The sequence below is a fragment of the Streptomyces sp. NPDC079167 genome, assembly GCF_040686735.1.
Classification (GTDB): domain Bacteria; phylum Actinomycetota; class Actinomycetes; order Streptomycetales; family Streptomycetaceae; genus Streptomyces.
The window spans coordinates 124,815-145,174 of the sequence record NZ_JBFBLO010000017.1 but is presented as its reverse complement, the minus strand read 5'-3'; the positions used below and the strand labels follow the sequence as shown (position 1 = coordinate 145,174).

Genomic DNA, 20,360 nt, shown 5'->3' with positions numbered 1-20,360 from the left:
TGTCCTCCTCCTGACCGCGCAGGAGTGGGCGTCCGGCTCTTCTGCGGTGCGGGACGATCAGTCCGGTGCCCAGGTAGGCGCCGTCTGCGATGACCCTTGTCCCGGCCGCGATGGCGGGCAGGTCCGATTCTCGCCAGGCGTGGGCGTCGGCCTTGTTTCCGGGGACAGGGCGGGCTGAGGCGATCACCAGGCGGCTGTCCGCATCGATGATGACCTGCACGTTCGCCGAGAACCGATAGTTACGAGATGACGCGGCGACCCTGCGATCTCGGACCGGGACCAGGGTCCCGTCCACGATCCACAACCGTTCGACATCCGCGACGGGCCGCGGCGCCGGCTCCAGCGCGAGAAGCGGCCGAAGGCGATGGACGACCCGGCAGACGGTGGCTGGGGAGATCCCGAACAGCGGGGCGAGCTGGCGCATCGTGAGGTTGGTCCGGTAGTAGACGGCCACCAGGAGGACCCGGTCCGCGCCAGCGGCAGGCACCATGGGCGCCCTCCACCCGGACCGTTTCCTCCCCGCTCCCGTACTACTTTCACCAACTTCTCGAACCGGCCCATACGCAAGCCGGTGAACGTCTCCACCCACAACGGCTCAGCCCGTAACACCCCACCCATACAAGAGGAATGCCCTATCCCAGACGTTCTGCAACAACTTTTAGGAGACGAAGAACCTGCTGTTGCCCCGAAGCAGGAAGTCAGGCTGCTCCCCAGAGGCCGGCGTCCAGGATCCGGGCGGCCTTGGTGACGCCGCCTGGCATCAGGTGTCGGTAGGTGCGGTACGTCTCCTCGATGGACTTGTGGCCCATCCACTCCGCTACGTCGGTGATCGGGATGCCGTTCCCAAGAGCGTTCGAGGCGAAGTAGTGCCGGAAGCCGTACGTCCCCACCCCCTCCTCCGGCGGAAGGTTCTTGAAGAGCCTCTTCGCCCGGCGCCGCTCCATGCCCTCGGTGAAGTAGCCGCCCGGACCACGCAGCAGGTAGCCGTCCGGCGTAGTGCCGTGCTTGGCCTCGTACCGCTCGATCGCCTCCCGGACGTCCTGCGTGGCGTATCCCGACTCCTCGCGCTGCTTGCCGAGCGCGTCCCGGAAACGTATCGAGTACGGGTGGGGGCAGCGGGTGGGCTTGGCACAGCCGCAGTCCTTGAAGAACGACCCCATGCCGCATGCGAGCTGTCGGGCCATGTGACGCACCATCCGTTCCGGCCCAAGAATCATGCTCAGGCGACGCACTGCAGGTCGCAGGTCAGCAAGCGGGGACATGTCCGGGCCGCATGCTGACCGTTTTGCTGACCAGAGGGGGCACATGATGCCCCTGACCTGCGGCAACGCCAAACAGTTAGATCTTGGAAACATGTACGCATCATGAGGGCACTCCGTCCACTAGGCTCCCTGCCTGCGTATTTGCAGGTCAAGGGCGGTGCGTCCAGGGTACAACCAGTCGCAGGTTCGGGTAGGTGTCAGCAGGTTTTTCAGTACTGATGCTGACCCGATGCCGACTTTCCTGACGTGCCGTCAGTCGCTTCGTGAGGCTTGCGCCGGCTGTGCCGCACCCCAGCCCGCCAGCGTGGGTGCGCCGTACCCAGGCAAAACCCGTCCTGGCTCCGGTCAGCCGGGGGCGAGACGGCTGAGGTGCTCCCAGGAGCGGTACAGCTCCGCTTGTGCGCGGTCCATTTCCAGGACGTGGTCGAAGGACTGGCTGCCGACGATCAGCCGTCGGGGCGGGTCCGGGAGGGCGGCCAGGTTCATGATGACCGGGGCGGCGGTCTCCGGCTCCGGGCCGGTGGCGTCGCCCCACATCTCCTCCATCTCGGTGCGCAGGGCCTGGTAGTGCGGCAGGGGTTCGGTGGCGGTGGTGCCGGTGGTGAACAGGCCGGTGTTGTAACCACCCATCTGCACGTTGGTGACCTTGATGCCGAAGCGTTCGACCTCCATCGCGAGGGCCTCGCTGACGGAGTCCAGTGCGGCCTTGCCCGCTCCGTAGTAGCCGACCGTTGCCATGCCGCCGCCGCTGCCCATCGAGGTGACCTGGAGGAGCCGTCCGCCGCCCCGGGCGCGCAGATGGGGAAGGACCGCCTGGGCCACCCATACGGCGCCGAAGAAGTTCACGTCGAGGTGCGCGCGGATCTGCTCCTCCGTGGCTTCCTCCACCATGCCGTAGAGCATGCCGCCGGCGTTGTTCACCACAACGTCCAGTCCCCCGAACGCGGCCGCCGCCCGCTCCACCCCGTCGAACACGCCCCGCCGGTCGGCGACGTCCATGGAGAGCGGGAGCAGATGGCTGGGGTACTTGGCGGCCAGTTCATCCAGGGGCTCGACATTGCGGGCGGCGGCCACCACCCGGTCGCCGCCCGCCAGGGCGGCCTCGGCGAAGGCCCTGCCCAGGCCGCGGGAGGCCCCGGTGATCAGCCAGACTTTCGGGTTCGTCACAGAATCTCACTCCCACAAAAGGAAACGGTGCGTCTCGTTTAAGTACCGTAGGGCATTGATCGGGCTCATGCAATACGGACCGTCTCGTTTCTGTTTTGGAGTAGGCTGCTCCCATGTCCAACGAGAAGGGGCCGGACCACTCCCGGCGTAAGGAGCGGTCCCGGCAGGCGATCCTCGCGGCGACCCGCGAACTGGTCGCGGAGGAGGCCTACGAGAAGGTCACCGTCGAGGCCATCGCCGCCCGTGCCGGCGTCGGCAAGCAGACGATCTACCGGCGGTGGCCGTCGAAGAGCGCGGTCGTCTTCGCCGCCCTGCTGGCCCTGAGCGAGAACGCCGACGGGCAGGCCGAGGGGCAGTCGGTCGTGCTGCCTGACACCGGCGACATCGAGGCGGACCTCAAGCTCGTCATGCGGGCCACGGCCGAGGAGTTCGCCGATCCCGCCTTCGACCGGCTCATCCGCGCCCTCAACACCGAGATCGCCAATGACGCGGCACTTGCGGCCGAGTACCGGGAGAAGCTGGCCCGGCCGCTGGACGAAGCGAAGAAGGCACGCCTGCGCAGCGCCCAGGCAGCCGGCCAGCTCAACCCCGGCGCCGATCTCGACCTGATCCTGGAGGTGCTCTACGCACCCCTGTTCCAGCGGTGGCTGCACCGCAGCGCCCCGCTGACCGCCGCGTACGCCGACTCCCTCGTCGAAGTGACCCTCAGAGCCTTCGCCCCCTGAGCAGGAGCAGGCGCCCTCCATCTGCACAGGAACACCGGCTTGTCCGCCCGAGGAAGTCGTCAGCCGGCCGCACCACCATCCCATCGAGCCCCTGCAAACCGGCCCCGCGGCGGGGCAGGGCGCCCGTGCACCATCTCCCAGATGATCATGGACTTGTGGTTGTTCGTGTACGCCTCGACATCGAGCGGTCGAGGAACACGTCGAGTGATCGTCCACACACGAAGCGCACGTCGGGGCCCAGACAGGTCGGCCAGACTGCATGGACTGGACCTCGTGCGTCGAAGACGGATGTCGCTCATCCGGTTGGGGCGACAAGGGGCTGTCAGTGTCCGGTGGCAGGATCACCCGCATGGCTGTCGTACGTACTACTCCGCCACGGCCCGTGGACGTGACCGCGGTCTTTCCCGAACTGGCGCCGTTGGCGCGAGCTGCTGTCCGGCTGCACCCCCGCCCCGGGTCGCCTACGGTCGCGGACAGCTCAGTCGGGGGGCCGTTGCTGTGGCCGACCGCGGATCCGTGGCCGCACTGCGAGGCTTCGCATCTGCACCTGGACAGTGGCTTGCGCCAGCCGCCGGCCGAAGTACGACTCGAGAGGCGCATGCGGGCTCGGCGGCACGCTGCTCACGGTGGCCCTGCGGTCACGCCCGAAGGGGAGGCGATCCGGGGGCCCGACGCCGCGGCGCTCGCGGAGCGGCTCGAAGCCGGCTCGCCGGAGCCTGCGGACTGCCCGGTCCCGATGCTGCCCGTGGCTCAGCTGTATCTGCGCGACGTACCCCTGCTGCGGCCTCCAGGAGGAGCCGATCTGCTCCAGGTTCTGTGGTGTCCCTACGATCACGATCCTGACAACAAGCCGTCGACCGCCCTGTTCTGGCGGTCCGCTACCGACGTCGTCGACATCCGCACCGCTCCGCCGGAACCATACGAGGTGAACTACGAAGGCTATGTGCCGGAGCCGTGCACGCTGGCACCGGAAGCGATTACCGACTACCCCAACAGCCTCGACCTGAGCCCGCAGATGCGGCTCATGGTGGAGGACTGGAGCAGATGGCGAGCGGCCGGCGCCGACGTGGACAGCTCCTACGCCGCTTGTCCGCGGGGCTTCTACGACATACACCTGGCAGAGGCGCCCGGATGGAAGGTTGGCGGCTGGCCGCCGTGGGGCCGCACCGACCCCTACCCCCGATACTGCACCGCCTGTGATGCGCACATGGTCCCGCTGCTGACCGTCGCCTCCTTCGAATGGGACGGCGGTGAGGGGCGCAGTTGGGCACCCCGCGAAGACCAGGAGGCCGCCGGCGCGGCCAACAGCCGCTGCTGCGGCCAAAGCCCCTCCCAGCCGACCAAGGTCGAAGTCGGCAGCACCGACAACATGCAAATCTACGTCTGTCCGACCTCTCCCGAGCATCCCCACACCGACCTCATCCAATAGGCCACGGGGCTGGCGCCCCCCCTTCCCGGGTAAGGCCTCGACGAACGCAGGCAGCGGAGTCAGGACGCCCGCGGCGGCGCCCTCGTGCGCGGCCTGCGAAGCCGGCACACCGGCTGGCTCCGGGGCTATGGGGACGCTCGCAAGCCGCCGCCCCGAGTGGTGGGTGGCGAACGGCGTGCCTGTCCCTCCACGGCCACTGGAGACGGTCGCGGACCAGAACCGGGGGGTGTGCGTCCGCCGCCCACGGAGGGAGCGGAGGGCTGCGATTTTTCACCGCGGCCCTGCTGGGGCACAGACTTCCCTGGCTGCCTGGTCCCATCGCCCTGGCGGCGAGTGACACCTCCCTTCTCATCCTTTTTCCCGGAACACAGGCCACCGTGAGCGGCGACAGCCGACTGGTGGGGAGCGCCGCTTCACTGCTCCACTACGGCAAGTTCGATGGCGTCGGCCATGGCGCGGTATCCGGCGGGGTTGGGGTGGAGGTGGTCGCCGATGTGCAGCTCTTCGGGGATGCGGCCGTTGCCGTCCGGGTCCACCGCACGGGCGAAGTCGACGACGGCGTCGTAGGCGCCGCTGGTGCTGATCCACTGGTTGACCTGGCCGCGGATCGCTTCGCCTGCGGGCGTCCAGCCTGCCGCTCCCCGGTAGGGGGTGAGCGTGGCACCGATGGCCCTGACGCCGCGGGTACGGGCGGCCCGTATCAGTGCGCGGTGCCCGTCGATGAGCTGCCGGGCGGTGATCGGAGGTGTGCGGGTGTCTGTCCTGCTCGCCGGGTCGGCGGACTGCTGGATGTCGTTGATGCCGATGAGCACGATCACCGTGCCGACGCGGGGCTGGTCCAGGACGTCCCGGGTGAACCGCGCGAGGCCGGCATCGCCGCCGAGAGGCGACGCGGTGAGGAGCTTGTTGGAGCCGATGCCGGCGTTGAGAACTGGGCGGGTGCGGCCGGTGGTGAGCAGGCGTTCGGCGAGGAGGTCGGGGTAGCGGTCGTGGCCGTCGATGGTGGCGCCGAATCCGTCGGTGAGGGAGTCGCCGAAGGTGACGACTGCGTGGGGCAGGGGGTGGCGGCCGGTGGTCTCGATGCCTTCGAGGTAGTACCAGGATCCGTAGGCGGGCCGGACGGCTTCGGTGTAGGCGGTGGCGGCCGAGTCGTAGAGGTGGTCGCCTGCGGCGCGGTAGGTGGTGGTCATGGACAACTGGTGGTAGGTGGCCGGGCCGGTGGCCCCTTTGAAGTACAGGGTGATGGTGAGCTCGTCGAGCGGTTCGGTGGGCAGCGTGACCGGGTCGCTGACGGCGCGCCCGCCGGCGGGGACGGTCGTGGAGGTGGAGCCATGGAAGCGAAGGGTGCGCATGGTGTCCGGCTGCACGGCCGCTGGGCCGGCGGTGCGGCCGATGCCGGCGCCGGTGACCTGAAGGGGTGTGTGGCCGTAGACGTTGGAAAGGCGGATTCTGACCTGGGTGCCGCCGGTGTGGACGCGGAGGGTCTGGCGGAGCGACTGGTTGGTGAAGCCCTGCTCGGCCCAGGTCTCGAACCACGGTGCGGCGGAGGGTCGCATGACGGGGGCGGTCCACGCGCCGTGCCAGAGCGCGGGACCGGCGGCTGGGGACACGGGATCGGTGGCGGGGGCGGGACTGGCAGATACGGCATGGGTGAGCAGGGGTGGGCTGATTTCGGGTGAACTCATGACGGGACGTGTTCCTCCGCGCGGTTGGTGACGGGCAGGCTCGGCGCGGGCCCGGCAGTGATCGCGCTGGGTAGCATGCCGGGCCCGCGTGGGGTGTTCCGTGGGTCAGTCGGTCGTGGACGTGCGCCACTGCTCGGCCATGGAGACGCCGGGCACGGGCTTGCCGATCAGCGCGAGGGGGATGAAGAAGCTGACCTGCCCGATCGCCATGGCGAGGGTGGCCAATGCCTTGTCGTCGTAGTACTCGGCCGCGCGCGCATACAGCTCGTCGGAGACCCGCTCGCCGTGCCCGCCGGGCCTGATGACGGCCTCCACCAGTTCCAGTGCCACCCGCTCGGCCGGGGTGAAGTAGGGGGCGTCCTTCCAGGAGGCAACGGCGGCGATCTTCTCTTCCGCGACGCCCGCGCGGCGCGCGTTCCCCGTGTGCATCACCGTCAGGTAGGTGCTCTCGGCGAGCTGCCCCGCCCGCAGGTGGACCAGGGTGACCGTGCTCCGGGGAACGGCCCCGTTTCCGATGATCTTGAAGAGGGCGGTGCTGACGTCGCCGAGCTCGGGAACCAGCTGCTGCGGGTCGGCGAAGCGGGAGGTAAAGGTCTCGAGGCTGTTGGTCATCGTGGCCATGGTCAGTGTCCCTATCGTCGGTGCGGGCTGGCTTTCGGGCCCGCCTGTCGGCTGCCTTCACTTCCCTGACGACGCCCGCAGCGTGAAGGTGACCGGCCGGCGCGAAGTTTCTCGGCCGGTGGTGAGACCCGTGCCGCACGGCGGACCGCCGGGCTGTTGAGCCGAGCGCTCTGATGCCCCGGCGCCGACGGCACCGCAAGGCACCCTCCCGCACGCGCGCCAACGACACGGCCCCCGTCCCGAAGACGCGCGGTCTTCGGGACGGGGGCCGGCAACGGGCGCGGTCAGTTCTCGGCGGACGCAAGATCGAGGTCGGCCAGTCGTGCGGGGTCGGACAGGATATCGATGGCGGCGACCCTGCCGCCGGTGACGGTGAAGCTCATGACGGACAGCGGCTGGCCGCCGAGGGTGTTGACCAGACCGGCTGCACCATTGACGAGTGCCGGTCGAATGGTCGCGGCCGTGGCCATCCGCTGGAAGGTGTCGAGCTGGCCCGCCACCGCAGCCGCGCCCCGGATCGTCCGCAGACCACCGGTGAGAGCGCCGCCGTCCGCGCGCAGCACCACGTCCGGATCGAGAAGGGCGAGGAGCGCGTCGAAGTCGCCGCCGCGGGCCGCGGTCAGGAAGGCGTCCACCACCCGGCGCTGGTCGGCACGGTCCGGATCCGGAGACGGCGTCGTGCCGCGTACCCGCAGCCGCGCCCGGCTGGCCAGCTTCTTCGCCGTCGCGGGCGTGCGGTCGACGACGGGCGCGATCTCCTCGAACGAAAGGCCGAACAGGTCGTGCAGCACGAATGCCAGCCGCTCCGCCGGACTGAGCGATTCCAGCACCACCAGGAGAGCCAGCCCCACCGAGTCCGCCAGCAGCGCCTCCTGCTCGGGATCAGCCCCGTCCTCCCGGCTGATCACCGGGTCCGGCAGCCGTTCCTCCAGCGGCTCCTCACCGCGCCGCTTACGAGCACGGAGCATGTCCAGGCAGACACGGCCGACCACCGTCGTCAGCCAGCCCCCGAGGTTGTCTATCCGGCGGTCGTCCGAGCCCGCCAGGCGCAGCCAGGTCTCCTGGATCGCGTCGTCAGCCTCGGCCAGGGAGCCGAGCATGCGATAGGCCACCGCCCTGAGGTGTGGCCGGTGCTCCTCGAACCGCATGGCAAGAAACTCAGGTGCATTCACGATCACAGACCCTTCGACGACGGCATCACTTCTCTGACGACCCGCACCCCGGAAAGGTGACCGGGTGCGCCAGGATTTCGCACCCGGTCCCCCGGCCGGCAGCTCGCTGCCGCTCTCCGGCGTCGGACTGGCCGGCCTGGAGCCGACAGCGGGGCGGTGCGGCCGGACACGACAGCGCGTCAGGTGCGACGTGCCGTCTTCGAGGCAGTGAGCCGCCCGCGGTGGCCGGCCGCCGCACTTCGAGGGGCCGACTACCGCGAGCGCCAGGCGGGCGAGTGCCTTCCGGCAGGACCGGCAGCGTGCTGGTGAGCACGGACGATGGTGGAGTCCACCGAGACCACCCAGTCCAGGTCATCCTCCCGGTCGGCCTGGGCCGGAGCGGGGAACATGCGCTCCCAGGAGCCATCAGCCGCCCACATCCGCAGCCGGCTGTGGACGCCCCCCCAGTTGCCGTACTTCTCCGGCAGGTACATCCACTGCGTCCCGGTCCGGAACTTCTAGGCGATCGCGTCGATCACCTCACGGTGACCGGCACCGGCCACCCCGCTTCGGCGTCCGGTCCGGAAGTAACGGCTCGATCCGCGCCCACTGCGCGTCAGTCAACGGCACAAGGCTGCAGGACTGGGCTTGAAGGGGCACGAACTCGGCCGGGGAAAGAACGTCAGGATCCCGTGCAAGAAGGCCGTGCTCTCCATGAGGGCGTTGTCGTAGGCGTCACCGACCGAGCCGATCGAGGCCGCGGTACCGACGGCGTCCAGGTGCTCGACGAGCCGGAAACCCGTCGCATCGAGACCGATTACCACGTCGTCATCAGCGCCGGGAACTTCCGCGCGCACGACACCCCGCACACGCAGGCGATGAAGCTGATCCACTCGAAGGGCTGAGAGACGGTCAACAGCCGGCAGCGGACCACGGCCGCACACCCGCTGTGCCGTGCCGGGCGTCCCAGGACGTCCGGCACAGCGCTGTCCGCACGGCTCAGCGGTCGGCCCAGGCAGCCTGCAGCAGGCGGCTGAGCTTCTGGTCGAGACCGCGGGTGAGCGAAGGGTAGGTGTGCCGGCCCAAATGCCTGTGCTCGAACACCTGACGGTAGTCGCGGGCGAACGCCGGCGCGGCCTTTCTGAACACCTCCGCCTCCCGCTCGCCCAGGGTCTGCAGCACCGGAACGTCGATCGGCCGGCTCTTCTCGAAGACCCCGGCCCGCTCGTGCGCGGGCGACCGCCACGCGGACATCGCGATGAAGAACCGCACGTCCCCCAGGCCCACGTCGTTCCCCAGGGCCTGCCGGTGCAGGGCCGCCGAGACCATCGCGGCGCCCTCGCCGAATCCGGCGACGCCGGCGATCGGCCCGTGCTCCTCGGCGATCGACCTGAGGTAGCGGAGGACCGTCTCCAAGCCGGCCGCGGGATCGGGACCCTCCATGCCGGCCGGAGCGTCGTGGTACCGGTTCCACAGCTCCGGGAATCCCGCCTTCCACTCCCGGTAGGTGCCCACGGGGTCGTACAGGCCCTCCTCGGCCAGGGCGTCCAGGCCCCTCATCTCAAGTTGCTCCGCCGTGCTGAAGGCCGGCATCGCGTAGGGCGCGTCGGGAATGACGAACTCCAGCTCCTCGCGCCTGGACCAACCGGCCTTCTTCAGCATGGCCCGGGCGAGGCGCCCGTCGGTTCCCCGGCCCGGCAGGAACAGCACCCGGTGGCGGCGCGGCGCGTAGACGCTCACCGAGCCGAAGTCGCGGTCTCTGACGCGCCGCTCCACGGGAGCCGCGGGGTCGCGGCGGTGGAGCAGCGCCATGGTGGGGGGCATCATCGCCCACAGCCCCTCCGCGCGCTCCGCCGTACCGCCCATCAGTTCGGAATAGGCCCGCCACTCGGCTTCCCGCTCGCGCTGGAAGCGGTCGAACGGACAGAGCTCCACGGTGCGCGAGGCGATGTTCCGCTTGGCCCGCTCGATGAAGTCCCACAGTTCCACGAGCAGCCGTTCGGTGGCCGATCGGCTCGAATCCCCGACGGATATCCTGCCGAACAGTGCTTCCAGTTCTTCCGGGTTGTCGCGGAAGTGCAGGTACGCCTCGGCGAAGGCCTGCAGGAAGAAGACATAGCTGGAGCAGAGCAGGGACTTCGCCTTCCGGGGGATCTGCGCGCCGTCGTTGTAGGCGAGCAGGTTGGGGTCTCCGTCGATCCAGAGCCCCTCCACCGTGGTGCCCTCCCCGAAGATCCTCGTCAGCAGGGTCCGGTCGGTGGTTGATCCCAGGCACTTGACCAGGACGTCGGCCTCCACCTCCAGCCCGCTCGCGGTGACGACCGAGCGGGCCGTCACACGGTCGATCTCGCTCTCCACGACGGTCACCTTGCCGAGGGCCTGGGCAAGGAAGTACACGTCCGAGGCGGCCGGAACCGTCGACTGGTCGAGCACGAAGCTTCCGTCCGCGTCCCGGGAGAGTGAGGGAAGGGACTCCACGTCCATGCCGCAGAGCTCGTAGAACGGCCGCATGATGTCGACCACGTCGTCGAGCGGTGTGGCTCCCTCGCTCGAATTGATCAGCCAGTTGCAGAAGGTGGACACCACCAGGTTGCGCCGCCGGCAGATGATCGTCACATGGCGGGCACCGTTCTCCAGGGCCGTGCGCATGTTCTCCAGGGCGAAGGCGCCGTGACCGACGACCACGACCGACGCACCCGTGAACGCCTCGGGCGGCGTGTCGTCGGCGACGCCCAGCCCGATGTGCCCGGTGAAGAGGTGCTCGTCACGGAAACGGTGCTGTACGGGCTGGTGGAGCCCGCCCGTGAGCGCTGCCACGCCGGAGACGCGCACGGACCCGGTGACGCCGTCCTGGCGGTAGACGGCCTCGTACTCCCGGTCCCGGATCCTCCTGACGGAGACCACTTCGCAGTTGAAGCGGATCGGCTCCGCGAGCCGGCAGGACACGGCGTCCGCGTCCTGGAGGACCTCGCCCCGGTCCGGGAACACCGATCGCCACCGGTGGTCCCCGCCGGTCGTGGGCGAGGCGCTGTCGAAGCTGTACGCGGGCGAGTCGATCTGGACCCGGGAGTCCTTGTTGGCCAGCGAGCTCCACACACCGCCGGCCCGGTCCCCCTTCTCCATCACGATCGCCGCGACGCCCATCTTCTCGAGGCGTCGCGCGAAGCCGATCCCACCCAGCCCGGCCCCGATGACCAGAACCGGCAGGCGCGAAGGGGTGGGCTCGGGCGAAGCGCCGGCGGTTCGGCACACGGTGTCGCGCGCGGGCTCCTGCCGCCCCGGCGTCCGCCGCGAGGGCTCCCACCGGGCGTGGACGCGCTCGTTCGACCTCTTCTGCATGTTCTCGAAGACGTAGCCCACCAGCGAGCGGACATCGGCCGACTCCACGGCGAATTCCATCGGCAGCACGACTTTCAGGTCGGACGCGATCCGGTTGCGCAGCAGCACGCCGCCCAGCGAGTCCAGGCCGGACTCCCCCAGGGTGGCGTGGTCGGGGACCTTCCCTCCCAGGGCCGCTTTGGCCGCCGCGCGAACCACCTGCTCCACATGGCTCCGCACCGGTGGCGGAACGGGCGCCTCGGCCGCCCGCCGGGGAGTGAAGTGTGAAACGAACCGGTTGTCCAGCGACACCGTGCCCCAGTCGACCGGGGAGACGCAGACCACTCCCCGCTCCTGTCCGGCGAGGAGCCGGTCCAGCGCCGCTGCCCCGAGGTCGTCGCCGATGGCTCCCAGCCCCGCGCTGCGAGCACGCTCGGCCGCGCCGTGGCGCACCGCCATGCCCGCGTCGGACCACGCCCCCCACTGGATCGCGAGAGCAGCCTCGCCCCGCAGCGCCCAGGACTCGGCCAGCGCGTCCAGGGTGGCGTTGGCCGCCGCGTGGCTCGCCTGGCCGGCCGCGCCGAAGAGCGAGGACGCAGAGGAGAAGAGCACCAGGAAGTCCGGCGGAGCGAACACCGTCCGGAGGTTCTTCGCGCCCTCGGCCCTGGCCCCGTACGCCTGCCTCAGCTTCGGCTCCGACTGGTTCGCCAGGATCCCGGCGGCCAGGACCCCGGCAGCGTGGATCACGCCCGCCACGGCCGGCATGCCGGCCTTCTCGATGGCCTCGCGCACCCGCCGGACGCTCCGCAGGTCGCTCACGTCGCACTCCAGGGACTCCACTTTCGCCGCTCGGCGCAGCTCCGCGGCACCGAGCGGCACAGCGGATCCGGCGCCCGCCGACCGGGACAGCAGCACCACGTGCCGCGCACCCCGGTCGACGAGGAACCTGGCTGCCACCAGGCCCAGGGCTCCCGAACCGCCGCTGACCGCGTACGTCGCATCCGGTCGGGCGGCGAAGCCGCCGCCGCCGACCGGCTGCCGCCGCAGGCGCGGCACCTGGAGGACGCCGGCCTCGGTGAAGCGGTACTCCTCCTCCAGCGATTCGACGCGGCTGAGGGCCAGCGCCCGCAAGAGCTGCTTCCTCGACGCCTCGACGCAGTGGACCGACAGACCGGTCGGCTCCATCCGGGCGGTGCGGCCCAGTCCCCGCAACCCGGCGTCGTCGACCGCGCCCGGGACCGGTAGGAACACGACCCTGCGCGGCGCGGGCGGCGTCGCGGCCAGGCACGCCTGCAGCACCCGTAGCCCCGCCGCCACATCGGCCTCCCGCCCGTCGCTCAGCACCGCGACGCAGCCCCAGGGGCGCTCCCGGAGCACATCGCCGAGCGGAACCGAGGCGCGCACCACACGGTGGACCCACCCGTCCGGCAGCTCGGCGTCGACGGGTGAGGCGGACAGCAGCAGGTGGGGACCGGGCAGGGAGGCCCCCGCGGGCCCCTCGGCCTCGACCCAGGCCGTCGAGTAGAAGCAGTCCGGGGCTGCGGACGGTGGCACCGCTGGCGTCGGCACGCTCCTGGGCACACTGATCATGTCGGCACTACCTGTTCGTCCGGTCGGCGGAGCTCTGCGAGGCCGGTTCGTGGCGGGCCACGGTGTCAGCAACGTACGGTTCGCTGCTCCCGAGGTCCCGGAACTTCTTGGTCCCGATGCTCACGCAGAGCGAGGGGGAGAGCCTGAACAGCCACCAGAACAACTTCCAGACCTCGGGGACCACGACGATCCCCTTGTTCCGGGCGACCGCGTCGAGTGACTTCCTGGCGAACTCCTCCGCCGATATCGGCTTCTGCTCCTCCCACATCGCCCGGGTCATCTCGCGGGTCACTCCGGCGACGGTGCGGCCGTACACACCGCCCTCGATCAGGGGGGTCCGGATGACGCCCGGGCACAGCACGCTCACCCGGACTCCGAGCTGGGCCGCCTCGATGCGCAGGTTGTGCGAGAGGCCGACCACGGCGTGCTTGGTGGTCACGTAGGAGGTCGTTCCCGCACTCGGCACCAGACCCGCCAGGGAGGCGGTGTTCACGATGTGGCCGAAACCCTGGTCGATCATGAGGTTGTACGCGGCCTGGACTCCGTTGACGACCCCGCCGAGATTGACGTCGATCATGCGGCGCCAGTCCTCGATGCGGTAGTGCCGGGCCCCCGCACCCATGCCGTGGCTGATGCCGGCGTTGTTGAAGAGGTAGTCCAGCCGCCCGGTCCGGGCGACGGTCTCCTTGACCAGCTGCTCGAACCTGGCGTGGTCGGTGACGTCGAGCAGCGCGGCGGTCGCCTTGCCGCCGGACTTCCGCAGGGCGACGGCCACCTCCTCGGCCTGCTCGAGCTGGAGGTCCGCCAGGACGACCTCGCACCCCCGGGCCACCAGCTCCTCGGCCAACGCGCGCCCGATGCCCGAGGCGGCGCCCGTGATGATCGCGGTGGCGTCCCGGTAGATCCTGATTTCGCTCTTTGCCGGCATGACCGGATGTCCTTCCTGGGTTCCGTGCCTGTCCTCAGGCACGTAGCTGGGCGGTCTGCTCCTGAAACTCGCGGAGCGATTTCAGGTCCTGCCCGAAACGGTTGATGGTGTGTGCCTGCGTGGAGCCGCTGCCCGGCGGCAGGAGGTACTTCACGGAGGTCGCGAGCGTCCCGCTCGGTCCGAGGTCGATGAAGGTCGCGTCGCCGGCGGCGGCCAGCTTTTCCACGGTCAGTGCGAATTCCACCGGACGCCGCACGGCGGCCCAGATGCCGTCGGCCGTCACCTCGGCGACCCGGTCCGCCGAGGCGGACGAGACGATCGGGATTCTCGGCGGAGCGAACGTCACGGTGTCGAGCATGCCGCGCACCTCGGCTTCGACGGGGTCGACGAGTTCCGTGTGCACGCCGTGGTTGACCGGGAGCCGCTGGCAGACGATGCCGGCTTCGCCCAGGGAGCGTTCGAGCCGTTCCACCGCCGCGACCCGGCCGCTGACCACGAAGTTGCCGTCGAAGTTACGTCCGGTGACCCAGCAGTCCTCGATCAGCCCGGCACGCTCGCGCACGAGCTCCTCGTTACCGAGGACCGCCAGCATCGCGGACGGCGGGGTCCGGTCGGCCAGCGTGCGGGCGAATTCCACGGCGAAGGAGATCCCGCGTTCCAGCGGGAACACCTCCGCGACCACGGCCGCGGTGATCTCCCCGAGGCTGTAACCCACCAGGGCGTCGGGGCGGTACCCCATCTCCTGCACGACCCGCGTGAGGCTGTACTCCACGCACAGCAGCGCGGCGTTGGAGTCCGCCATCGAGTCGAACGGATCGCTCTTCGTGCGGTCCTGGTCGAAGATCGTGTCCACCACCGACTTGCCCAGGACGGGGAAGGCGATGTCGTCGCAGTGCTCCAGCCACAGCCGGTAGCGCGGGTGGCTCTCGTAGAGTTCGCGGGTCATGTGGAAGTACTGGGAGCCCTGCCCCGAGTACATGAACACGGTCGGCCTCGTCATCGCAGCTCCTCTTCCGGGGGTCTGGGTGCGGGACGGCGAGGCCGTCCCCGTCAGCATTTCTCCAGGCAGACGGCCGCACTGATCCCGCCGAAACCCATGCTCAGGCTCAGGGCGGTCCGGACCTCGTGCTCCTCCGCCTTCTCGCGCACCCAGGGGAACGCCTCGTCCAGCGGATCGGCCAGGTTGCGGGTGGGATGCAGCTTCCCCGCCCTCATCTGGAGGAGCGTGGCCACGATCTCCACCGCCCCCGCGGCCGTCAGCCCGTGCCCGGTGATCGACTTGGTGGCGTTGATCCGGGCGTGCGTCAGTCCGCAGCGCGCGAGCGCCTGGAGTTCGACCGCGTCCCCGGTCGGTGACCCGGTTCCGTGCGGGTTGACGTAATCGACGTCCGACGCGGACAGGCCGGCCTCGCTCAGCGCCGCGCGGACGACGGCCGCCTCCCCCTCCACCGAGGGGTGCGGGTTGCGGGTGCCGTCCAGGGCCCTGCCGCCGCCGAGGAACCGCGCGTACGGCGCCGGTTGCCGGCGTCCCCCCGCCCGCTCGACGACCACCGCGGCACATGCCTCGCCGAACACGAACCCGTCGTGTCCCCGGTCGAAGGGGCGGCAGGCCGCGGCCGGGTCGTCGGCCCAGCGGGAGGAGCCCATGGCGCCCATCGACCGGAACGCGAGGCATTCCCAGTACGACAGGTCCATGAGCGCGCCCAGGGCGATACAGACGTCGACCTCACCGGACTGCACCGCCCGCACGGCTTGGAACACCGCGAGCAGACCGCTGGCCGAAGCCCCGCCGACCGTGTGGGCGAAGCCCCGGATCGGGAACTGCTCGGTGCAGAACCCGCACAGGTCGGTGTCCATGAAGGCCATGCCGTACGTCGGGCGCAGGAATTCGGGGCGGTCCGCGTGGCGGGCGTGCAGCAGGGTCAGCTCCCGCTGCTGGACGTTGGATCCTCCGACCACGAGGCCGATCCGCGACGGGTCGGCCTCGTCCAGTCCCGCCTCACTCCATGCCTCGTGGAGGGTGGCCAGCGCCGCCCTGGCCGAGAGCGACGCCGTGCGCACGGTGCGGGCGGAGATGCTCCCGGGCAGGGTCGGCTCGCCCATTTCCGCACCTGGGAAGGGCGTGGCCGCGCCGCCGGTGGCGGGGGGCGGAGGCACCCGGCCCGGACGCCGCATGAACCCGAAGGCGTGCCGCCCTTCGAGGAGTGCCTCGAGGAAGTCGTCCTTGCCCTGGCCCACCGCCGTGGTGACGCCGAGGCCGGTGACGACGACGTCGGGGCGGTCAGCTCGCGGACTTGGCATGGAGGAGATCCGCCAGTTCGCTGATGTTCTTCGCGTCGGCCAGTTCGACCAGGGGGACGTGCAGCGACAGCGACTCCAGGGTCATCATGATGATCTCCGCGCGGTCGATGGAGTTGGCCCCCAGGTCGCGCAGCGAGTCGGAGGGGGTGAACCGGTGCCCTTCGAGCTCGGGAAGCACCTCGCGGGTATGTTCCACGATCAGGTCGAAAACGCTTGTATCCGGCATGTGATCAGCCTCCTGCGTAGTGGGATGTGATGAGAGCCCGGACTTCGGGCTGGTGGAAGGTCTTGGCGTGCATGGCCACTTCGCGCTCGATGTAGTGCGGCAGCTCGGCGCGGAGCTCGGCAACCAAATGGCTCTTGAGCGTGACGAGCGAGACCCGGGGCTTCTCGGCCAGGGTGTCGGCCAGTTCGAGCGCGTACCGCAGCACCTCGGCGCGCGGCAGGACCGGGAAGGGGACGCCCCGCTCCTTCAGCTCGTGCCCGTAGTAGGTCTTCGCCGAGAGCAGCATCTCCCCGGCCAGGCTCGCTCCGAGCTTCCTGGGCAGGATCAGGGTCGCCCCCATTCCCGGAGTGAACCCGTACTTCATGAAATTTGTTGTGTAGATGCTTTCCTGACTGAGGATCACGAAGTCGGCGAACATTCCCATGGCGAAGCCGCCGCCGATCCCGTGGCCCTGCATCGCCGCGATGACGGGCACGGGACACTCCAGCGCGAGGCCGTAGATGTCGGCATCGGTGAAACTGATGCGGCGCTCCTGGATCAGCAGCAGGCTCTCCTTGGTGCCGCCGCTCGCGAAATAGTTGCCGTAGCCGGTGAGGACGACGGCTTTGCACCGCTCGTCGGCAGCGACCTTCGCGAAGGCGTCCTGCAGACCTGTGATGAGCTCATCGGAGAAGGTGTTCTTGTGGAGCCGGTCCTGCATCGTGATCTGGACGACGGAGGGGGTGATCTCCCGGTACTCGACGGTCGGGCTCTGCATTCCTACTCTCCTTCCCAGGGGAACTGCCCTGTCTTCACGTAGCGCTCGATCTTCCGCAGGTTCTCCTCGTCGGAGAACACCTCCCGATTTGCCTCCACGGCCTTGTCCCGGGACGGGAGCAGGATGTCGTCGAGGTTGCGGAGGTACTTCTTGTAGCGAGCCACTCCCGTCTTCGGGAGGTAGCGCAGCCGCAGGAGGTGCCGGCGCAGCGGGTGGGCGCTGTTCTCCGCGCTGACGTCGACGAGCCCCCAGTCCACCGCCTGCCGGGCGGTGAACGGCTGCGTCATCAGGGTGATGTAGTTGGACCGCGCCGGGCCCACCTTCCTGGTCAGGAAGGGCAGCACACAGGCCGGCATCAGCCCGAAGAGCAGCTCGGACAGGCTGAAGGTCACCGTGTCGGCGCACACCACGACGTCGCAGGCGGCGACGAACCCCAGTCCTCCGGCGTTGACCTTGCCCCGGACGTGCGCCACGGACACGAAGGACCCGAGGGCCAGGGAGAGCCAGAGGTCGTAGAGGGCCGCCGCGGGCGACTCCCCGGTCCCGCCCACGCCGTCATTCGCGGCGAGCTCCCCGAAGTCCGCGCCCCAGCAGAACACGTCCGGGAGCCCTTCCAGGACGAGGACGGTGGCGTGCTCCTCGGCGAGGCGTACCACGTCGGCGCACTCCTGGACCAGCCGGTGGTTGATGGTGTTGCCCGCCTCGGGCCGGTGCATCTGGAGGAAGCAGATGCCGTTCTCGAAGCGGACCTTGACCGTCTCGTACTCCGCCGTGTTCAGGACACCCACTCGTACTCCCGGTGGAACTCGTCGATGCGCTTCAGGTAGAGCAGTTCCCGGCCGCTCCAGGTACGGGCCCGCGACGCGACATCGGAACTCAGGAGGGCGTTGCGGGTGCCGAACCTGACCGTGTGGTTGGCCTTGAGCAGCGCGTCGTACTCGGGCATCGACAGCTCGTACCGTGCGTCGAGGTGCTTTTCCATGCCGAGGGCGCGGGTGCGGTCCTGGCTCTCCTGGCGGGCCACGCCGCTGAAGAACTCGGAGCAGCAGCCGGATCCGTAGGAGAAGACGCCGATGCGCTGGGACTCGGAGAGGTCAGCGTTGTCGATCGTGCTGGCCAGCGACAGCATCGTCGTGGCGCCCATGATGTTCCCGACGCGCTGGCAGTACGTCAGGCCCGGGTGCATACGCCGCCGGAAGTCCTCCTCGATGGTCGCCGGGCGCGCCTTGGCCACCTTGCGCATCAGGTTGCGGTGGGCGCCTTTGATCATGCCGCCGAAGGGCGTGTGGAAGGCGAGGTAGCCGAAGGTGGAGACGAAGTCCACGTCGCCGACGCGGCGCTGGTACTCCAGGAAGGAGTTCTCGCAGCAGTCCAGGTAGGAGAGCAGGGACAGGTCCGCGTTGCCGGCTTCACTGTCGGGCAGGGGGCGGCAGGTGTCCATCACCTCGTAGCCGTAGTAGCCGCTCGCGCCGACATCGATCTGGAAGATGTGCGGGGTGTCGCTGATGACCATGGCCACGGCGCCGGCGCCGCCGCTGGGCTCGGCGAAGGACCAGTCCTCGGAGAGCGCGTCACCGCTCTCCGCCACCATGAAGCGGGTGATGTCGGTGGCGATGACCAGGGCCTTCGCGCCAGGCGAGGTGCCCGCCAGTATGAAGTTCGCGGCCGTCTGGAGCGCTGCGACCCCCGAGTAGCACGCGTTCTTGATCTCGAAGAGGCGGCAGTTCCGGTTCAGCCCCAGCAGGTCGTGGAAGTACGTGCTCATGGACTTGCCGAAGTCGAACGCCGACTCGGTGGCGGTGATGACCAGCTCTATGGAGTCCCGTTCCTCGGGCGACATCGCGTCGATGAGGGGCTTGGCCGCGTTGATGCCGAAGGTCACCGGGTCCTCGTACGGCAGTGCGACGGTCTTCTCCTTCATGAGCAGGTTGTCGAACCTCGCTGTGTCGAGCCCGCGGTGGATCGCCAGCTTCTCCACGTCGAGGTAACAGGAGCCTGCGAAGAAGTTCATCGCTTCGATTCCGACGGCCGTCATGACTTCTCTCCCTGGGTTGTGCGGTCGGTTTCGGTCCGATTCACTGTGAGGCCGGGATCGGATCCAGTTCCCGGAGATCGAAGTACCCTCGGTAGCCGCGCATGTAGACGGCCGCCCGGTGTCCGAAGAGGACGGTTGCCGGCGTGGCGGTCTCCAGGTCCCCGTAGTCGCCGGCGGTGGACCGGAACCGGGCCCCGACCGCATGGCTTGCATTCCATTTCCGAACCATCTCTTCGGCGCTCTCGGGCGCCTTCACCACAGCCGGGGACGGCGCCTTTTCCGCATCCTTTGTCTCACGCCGGATTTTTTGCAGAAGCTTCGTCAGAACATTGCCGTGCCCTATCTCCTCGAATTCCATCCCAGGAGTTTCGAGGAGGTGCCGCATCGAGTCTGACCAGCGCACCGCATGCACCATCTGCCCCGTCAGCCCCTCCTTGAGGAGGTGGCCTTCATAGGCCCTCGCCGTCACATTGGAGATCACCGGGATACGCGGCTTCGAAAAGGTAATCCCGGCCAGGAACTCCTCGAACTCGGCGCGGGCCGGCTCCATGTACCGCGAGTGGAACGCCCCACTCGTCCGCAGTGGCATGAACAGGTGGTTTCCGGTCTGGAAAAGCGGCTTGGCCGCCTCGATGTCCTCGGCGTGCCCTGAAATCACGATCTGCGAGGGCGTGTTGAAATTCGCGAGATCGACGGAGTCGAGCCCGTTGTCGGCGAGGACCGCCCGGATCTCCGACTCCGAGGCGTTCAGGACGGCAGCCATCCCGCCACCCGAAGCGCGCCCCATCAGCTCCCCGCGCTTGCGCACCAACCGCAGGCCGGTTTCGAAGTCGAACACCTCGGCGGCAAGCAGCGCGTTGTACTCACCAAGGCTGTGGCCTGCGGCGAAGTCCGGAACCAGTCCGGTCTCACGGATCTTCCGATAGTACGACAGAGCATTGACGACATACATCGCGGGCTGCGTGTACTGCGTCCGGTCGAGCAGCCCGTCGGGGTCCTCCAGGCAGAGCTCCTCGATGGAGTAGCCCAGGACCGAATCGGCCGAGTGGGTCAGGTCCTTGAATTCACGGAAGAGGGATGCGCCCATTCCCTTCTGCTGCGCCCCCTGCCCGGGGAATACATAGGCCTTCATGAAATTTCCTCTCCTGCTGTGATCAAGTTCCGC

17 protein-coding genes and 2 pseudogenes are annotated in these 20,360 nt (G+C 69.2%); 3 read left to right on the top strand and 16 right to left on the bottom strand.

The features are described from left to right. The 3 genes and pseudogenes from AB0P41_RS29260 to AB0P41_RS29250 form a co-directional block, all read right to left on the bottom strand. A pseudogene (locus AB0P41_RS29260) lies at positions 1 to 618 on the bottom strand (transposase family protein); the annotation flags it as partial. 80 nt (positions 619 to 698) lie between these two features. After that, on the bottom strand, positions 699 to 1,184 hold the full coding sequence (locus AB0P41_RS29255) for a tyrosine-type recombinase/integrase (RefSeq protein ID WP_365935056.1): 486 nt from the start codon (positions 1,182 to 1,184) through the stop codon (positions 699 to 701). 423 nt (positions 1,185 to 1,607) lie between these two features. Beyond that, entirely contained in the window at positions 1,608 to 2,429 is an 822-nt protein-coding gene (locus AB0P41_RS29250) for an SDR family NAD(P)-dependent oxidoreductase (RefSeq protein WP_356715154.1), read from the bottom strand. Positions 2,430 to 2,542: 113 nt separating this feature from the next. Here AB0P41_RS29250 and AB0P41_RS29245 point away from each other — a divergent pair, with 113 nt between their 5' ends. Both AB0P41_RS29245 and AB0P41_RS29240 read left to right on the top strand, forming a co-directional pair. Beyond that, the gene (locus AB0P41_RS29245) at positions 2,543 to 3,154 is read left to right on the top strand and encodes a TetR/AcrR family transcriptional regulator (protein WP_356715152.1); all 612 of its coding nucleotides are present in this window, start codon (positions 2,543 to 2,545) and stop codon (positions 3,152 to 3,154) included. Positions 3,155 to 3,899: 745 nt separating this feature from the next. After that, complete coding sequence (locus AB0P41_RS29240; protein WP_356715151.1) at positions 3,900 to 4,583, top strand: hypothetical protein; 684 nt, start codon at positions 3,900 to 3,902, stop codon at positions 4,581 to 4,583. Between the two features lie 413 nt (positions 4,584 to 4,996). On the opposite strand, the gene AB0P41_RS29235 is transcribed toward AB0P41_RS29240, so the two are convergent. The 4 genes and pseudogenes from AB0P41_RS29235 to AB0P41_RS29220 all read right to left on the bottom strand — a co-directional run. After that, positions 4,997 to 6,268: an SGNH/GDSL hydrolase family protein gene (locus tag AB0P41_RS29235; protein WP_365935053.1), complete on the bottom strand. Its 1,272-nt coding sequence runs from the start codon at positions 6,266 to 6,268 to the stop codon at positions 4,997 to 4,999. Positions 6,269 to 6,373: 105 nt separating this feature from the next. Then, positions 6,374 to 6,880, bottom strand: coding sequence for a carboxymuconolactone decarboxylase family protein (locus tag AB0P41_RS29230; RefSeq protein ID WP_365935052.1), 507 nt, complete (start codon positions 6,878 to 6,880; stop codon positions 6,374 to 6,376). Positions 6,881 to 7,173: 293 nt separating this feature from the next. Beyond that, positions 7,174 to 8,067, bottom strand: a complete 894-nt coding sequence (locus AB0P41_RS29225; RefSeq protein ID WP_365935050.1) for a sigma-70 family RNA polymerase sigma factor — start codon at positions 8,065 to 8,067, stop codon at positions 7,174 to 7,176. Between the two features lie 245 nt (positions 8,068 to 8,312). Next, positions 8,313 to 8,543 (bottom strand): annotated as a pseudogene (locus tag AB0P41_RS29220) (IS5/IS1182 family transposase); the annotation flags it as partial. Positions 8,544 to 8,819: 276 nt separating this feature from the next. On the opposite strand from AB0P41_RS29220, the gene AB0P41_RS29215 reads away from it, so the two are divergent. After that, on the top strand, positions 8,820 to 8,945 hold the full coding sequence (locus AB0P41_RS29215; protein WP_365935048.1) for a hypothetical protein: 126 nt from the start codon (positions 8,820 to 8,822) through the stop codon (positions 8,943 to 8,945). 94 nt (positions 8,946 to 9,039) lie between these two features. Here the strand turns inward: AB0P41_RS29215 and AB0P41_RS29210 are convergent, their stop codons facing one another. Genes AB0P41_RS29210 through fabD form a run of 9 tightly spaced genes read right to left on the bottom strand, consistent with a single transcriptional unit; the run spans position 9,040 to position 20,327 of the window. After that, the gene (locus AB0P41_RS29210; RefSeq protein ID WP_365935046.1) at positions 9,040 to 12,948 is read right to left on the bottom strand and encodes a KR domain-containing protein; all 3,909 of its coding nucleotides are present in this window, start codon (positions 12,946 to 12,948) and stop codon (positions 9,040 to 9,042) included. Positions 12,949 to 12,955: 7 nt separating this feature from the next. Continuing rightward, positions 12,956 to 13,876: an SDR family oxidoreductase gene (locus AB0P41_RS29205; RefSeq protein ID WP_356715141.1), complete on the bottom strand. Its 921-nt coding sequence runs from the start codon at positions 13,874 to 13,876 to the stop codon at positions 12,956 to 12,958. Between the two features lie 34 nt (positions 13,877 to 13,910). After that, positions 13,911 to 14,876 carry an acyltransferase domain-containing protein gene (locus AB0P41_RS29200; protein WP_356715139.1) on the bottom strand — a complete coding sequence of 322 codons (966 nt, stop codon included), beginning with the start codon at positions 14,874 to 14,876 and terminating at the stop codon, positions 13,911 to 13,913. A gap of 50 nt (positions 14,877 to 14,926) precedes the next feature. Then, the gene (locus AB0P41_RS29195; protein WP_365935044.1) at positions 14,927 to 16,177 is read right to left on the bottom strand and encodes a beta-ketoacyl synthase N-terminal-like domain-containing protein; all 1,251 of its coding nucleotides are present in this window, start codon (positions 16,175 to 16,177) and stop codon (positions 14,927 to 14,929) included. Continuing rightward, entirely contained in the window at positions 16,158 to 16,373 is a 216-nt protein-coding gene (locus AB0P41_RS29190) for an acyl carrier protein (RefSeq protein WP_365935042.1), read from the bottom strand. Before AB0P41_RS29190 ends, AB0P41_RS29195 begins: the two co-directional genes overlap by 20 nt. 34 nt (positions 16,374 to 16,407) lie before the next feature. Next, the gene (locus tag AB0P41_RS29185) at positions 16,408 to 17,160 is read right to left on the bottom strand and encodes a polyketide synthase (RefSeq protein WP_356715134.1); all 753 of its coding nucleotides are present in this window, start codon (positions 17,158 to 17,160) and stop codon (positions 16,408 to 16,410) included. 2 nt (positions 17,161 to 17,162) lie between these two features. Continuing rightward, positions 17,163 to 17,948 carry an enoyl-CoA hydratase/isomerase gene (locus AB0P41_RS29180; protein WP_356715132.1) on the bottom strand — a complete coding sequence of 262 codons (786 nt, stop codon included), beginning with the start codon at positions 17,946 to 17,948 and terminating at the stop codon, positions 17,163 to 17,165. Next, positions 17,936 to 19,195: a hydroxymethylglutaryl-CoA synthase family protein gene (locus tag AB0P41_RS29175; RefSeq protein WP_365935039.1), complete on the bottom strand. Its 1,260-nt coding sequence runs from the start codon at positions 19,193 to 19,195 to the stop codon at positions 17,936 to 17,938. The genes AB0P41_RS29180 and AB0P41_RS29175 overlap by 13 nt, the downstream gene beginning before the upstream one ends. A gap of 40 nt (positions 19,196 to 19,235) precedes the next feature. Continuing rightward, positions 19,236 to 20,327, bottom strand: a complete 1,092-nt coding sequence (gene fabD / locus AB0P41_RS29170) for an ACP S-malonyltransferase (RefSeq protein WP_365935037.1) — start codon at positions 20,325 to 20,327, stop codon at positions 19,236 to 19,238. Between the last annotated feature and the right edge of the window lie 33 nt (positions 20,328 to 20,360).

Excerpts from the sequence above, each read along its gene's own strand:
- AB0P41_RS29255 (WP_365935056.1), bottom strand. The coding sequence starts at position 1,184 with ATGGCCCGACAGCTCGCATGCGGCATGGGGTCGTTCTTCAAGGACTGC.
- AB0P41_RS29245 (WP_356715152.1), top strand. The coding sequence starts at position 2,543 with ATGTCCAACGAGAAGGGGCCGGACCACTCCCGGCGTAAGGAGCGGTCC.
- AB0P41_RS29235 (WP_365935053.1), bottom strand. The coding sequence starts at position 6,268 with ATGAGTTCACCCGAAATCAGCCCACCCCTGCTCACCCATGCCGTATCT.
- AB0P41_RS29230 (WP_365935052.1), bottom strand. The coding sequence starts at position 6,880 with ATGACCAACAGCCTCGAGACCTTTACCTCCCGCTTCGCCGACCCGCAG.
- AB0P41_RS29210 (WP_365935046.1), bottom strand. The coding sequence starts at position 12,948 with ATGATCAGTGTGCCCAGGAGCGTGCCGACGCCAGCGGTGCCACCGTCC.
- AB0P41_RS29205 (WP_356715141.1), bottom strand. The coding sequence starts at position 13,876 with ATGCCGGCAAAGAGCGAAATCAGGATCTACCGGGACGCCACCGCGATC.
- AB0P41_RS29200 (WP_356715139.1), bottom strand. The coding sequence starts at position 14,876 with ATGACGAGGCCGACCGTGTTCATGTACTCGGGGCAGGGCTCCCAGTAC.
- AB0P41_RS29195 (WP_365935044.1), bottom strand. The coding sequence starts at position 16,177 with ATGCCAAGTCCGCGAGCTGACCGCCCCGACGTCGTCGTCACCGGCCTC.
- AB0P41_RS29185 (WP_356715134.1), bottom strand. The coding sequence starts at position 17,160 with ATGCAGAGCCCGACCGTCGAGTACCGGGAGATCACCCCCTCCGTCGTC.
- AB0P41_RS29175 (WP_365935039.1), bottom strand. The coding sequence starts at position 19,195 with ATGACGGCCGTCGGAATCGAAGCGATGAACTTCTTCGCAGGCTCCTGT.
- fabD (WP_365935037.1), bottom strand. The coding sequence starts at position 20,327 with ATGAAGGCCTATGTATTCCCCGGGCAGGGGGCGCAGCAGAAGGGAATG.